The organism is Phytobacter massiliensis JC163, from assembly GCF_000321045.1.
Taxonomy (GTDB): domain Bacteria; phylum Pseudomonadota; class Gammaproteobacteria; order Enterobacterales; family Enterobacteriaceae; genus Phytobacter_A; species Phytobacter_A massiliensis.
Genome location: NZ_HE578945.1, coordinates 1590351 through 1592833 on the forward strand (window position 1 = coordinate 1590351; position 2483 = coordinate 1592833).

The following is a 2483-nucleotide window of genomic DNA, read 5'->3' on the forward strand; positions in this document are numbered from 1 at the left end:
GCCACCATGGGCATCGCCCATGAGCCATGGCTGCTGTGGTTCTCCTGCATCTTATCGGGGCTTGGCGGCACGCTGTTCGATCCGCCGCGCACGGCGCTGGTGGTAAAACTGATCCGCCCCTCTCAGCGCGGGCGTTTTTTCTCGCTGCTGATGATGCAGGACAGCGCAGGCGCGGTGATTGGCGCGCTGCTTGGCAGCTGGCTGCTGCAGTATGATTTCCGTCTGGTCTGCCTGGTGGGGGCGGTGCTGTTCATTCTGTGCGCGGGCTTTAACGCCTGGCTGCTACCCGCCTGGAAGCTCTCTACGGTGAAAGCGCCGGTTCGTGAGGGGCTGAGCCGCGTGCTGGCCGACAAACGTTTTGTGACCTACGTGCTGACACTTACCGGCTACTATATGCTGGCGGTCCAGGTGATGCTGATGCTGCCGATTATGGTCAACGATATCGCCGGCTCTCCGGCGGCGGTGAAATGGATGTACGCCATTGAAGCCAGCCTGTCACTGACGCTGCTTTACCCCATTGCCCGCTGGAGCGAAAAGCGGTTTCGCCTTGAGCACCGGCTGATGGTCGGGCTGGTCTGTATGTCCTTAAGCCTGCTGCCGATGGGTATGGTGAGTAATTTACAGCAGCTCTTTAGCCTGATCTGCACCTTTTATATTGGCTCGATCATCGCTGAACCGGCGCGTGAAACGCTGGGGGCCTCGCTGGCCGATGCGCGGGCGCGCGGCAGCTATATGGGGTTCAGCCGTTTAGGGCTCGCCTTTGGCGGCGCCCTGGGTTACGCGGGCGGCGGTTGGCTATTCGACGCCGGTAAGGCCTCTAACCAGCCGGAGCTGCCGTGGATGATGCTGGCGTTGATCGGTCTGATGACCTTCTTCGCGCTGGCGTGGCAGTTTAGCCACAAACGCGCGCAGGCGCGGCTGCTGGAGCCGGGCGCCTGAGTTGCCAGCCCCTTTATTCTCCTCCATACTTTTTGTGACGGATAATCACAATGGAGGAGAAACGTGAAACTTTATATTTACGATCACTGCCCTTTCTGCGTTAAAGCCCGCATGATTTTCGGCCTCAAGAATATCCCTGTCGAACTCAATGTGCTGCTCAACGACGACGAAGCAACACCCACCCGGATGATTGGCCAGAAAATGGCGCCGATCCTGCAAAAGGACGACAGCCGCTATCTGCCTGAAAGTATGGATATCGTTCACTATGTCGATAAGCTTGACGGTAAGCCGCTGCTGACGGGTAAACAAAATCCGGCCATTGACACCTGGCTGCGCAAGGTCAACGGCTACGTTAACCGACTGCTGCTCCCCCGCTTTGCGAAAGGCCCGTTTGATGAGTTCGCAACCCCGGAGGCGCGCGCATATTTTGTGGCGAAAAAGGAGGCCGCTATCGGTAATTTCGCCGACCACCTTGCCCACTCAGCCGGGCTGGTAAAAAATATCAGCGACGATTTACGGGCGCTGGAAAAACTGATAGTCCAGCCGAATGCCGTCAATGGCGAGCTGTCTGAGGACGATATCAACCTCTTCCCGCTGCTGCGCAACCTGACCATTGTCTCCGGTATTGTCTGGCCGACGCGGGTCGCAGACTATCGGGATAACATGGCGAAACAAACACAGGTTAACCTGCTCTCCTCAATGGCGATATAATCCCCCCGCGGAAGCGCAAGCTTCCGCTTTCAGCTTATTCTGCTGGCCTATTTTGCCCAGGGCTATGATGCTACCGACAAGGATGAACACCCTGGCGTTACACGAGGAACTCGATGAAAAAGATTGTCTTTGCCGCCGCGCTTATGCTGAGCGGCATTCTGGTGGGCTGTAACCAGCTGACCCAGTACAGCATCAGCGAACAGGAAATTAACCAGGCGCTGCAAAAGCGCAACGATTTCGCGAAAGATATTGGCCTGCCCGGCGTCGCCGATGCCCATATCGTGCTGCGCAACCTGGCGAGCGAGATTGGCCGCGAAGAGCCAAACAAAGTGACGCTCTCCGGCGACGCCAACCTGGACATGAGCTCCCTTTTCGGCAGCCAGAAAGCGACCATGAAGCTGAAAATGAAAGCCCTGCCGGTATTCGACAAAGAAAAAGGGGCAATCTATCTGCAGGAGATGGAAGTCGTGGACGCCACCGTTACGCCGCAAAAAATGCAGCCCATTTTACAGACGCTGATGCCCTATCTGAACCAGTCGTTGCGCAACTATTTTAACCAGCGTCCGGCCTACGTTCTGCGCGAAGACAGCAGCAAAGGCGAAGCGCTGGCGAAGAAATACGCCAAAGGCATTGAGGTCAAACCGGGCGAGATCGTTATCCCGTTAACCGACTGACGCCGGCCTGCCCCTGCGCTCGCCCGAGGCGGTGAGCGCAGATGCCGCTTGAAGTGAAACCGCGATGCGCTTATGCTTAGTGCCCGGCAAAAACCAGCCAATATTGACTGATTCTCACCCAGCCGGAGCCCCCATGACAGCACAACCCCAGGTTTTAAA

General features: G+C 57.1%; 3 protein-coding genes. All 3 read left to right on the forward strand.

What is annotated here, in order from left to right; all coding sequences use genetic code 11:
• Positions 1–939 (forward strand): multidrug efflux MFS transporter MdtH (gene mdtH, locus ENTHG_RS07855; protein WP_071825824.1); only part of this gene is annotated, 939 nt, incomplete at its 5' end.
• 63 nt (positions 940–1002) lie between these two features.
• A complete protein-coding gene (gene grxB, locus ENTHG_RS07860) occupies positions 1003–1650 on the forward strand; it encodes a glutaredoxin 2 (RefSeq protein ID WP_044177619.1) in 648 nt (215 codons plus the stop codon).
• 113 nt (positions 1651–1763) lie between these two features.
• On the forward strand, positions 1764–2324 hold the full coding sequence (locus ENTHG_RS07865; RefSeq protein ID WP_044177621.1) for a lipoprotein: 561 nt from the start codon (positions 1764–1766) through the stop codon (positions 2322–2324).
• Positions 2325–2483 lie beyond the last annotated feature (159 nt).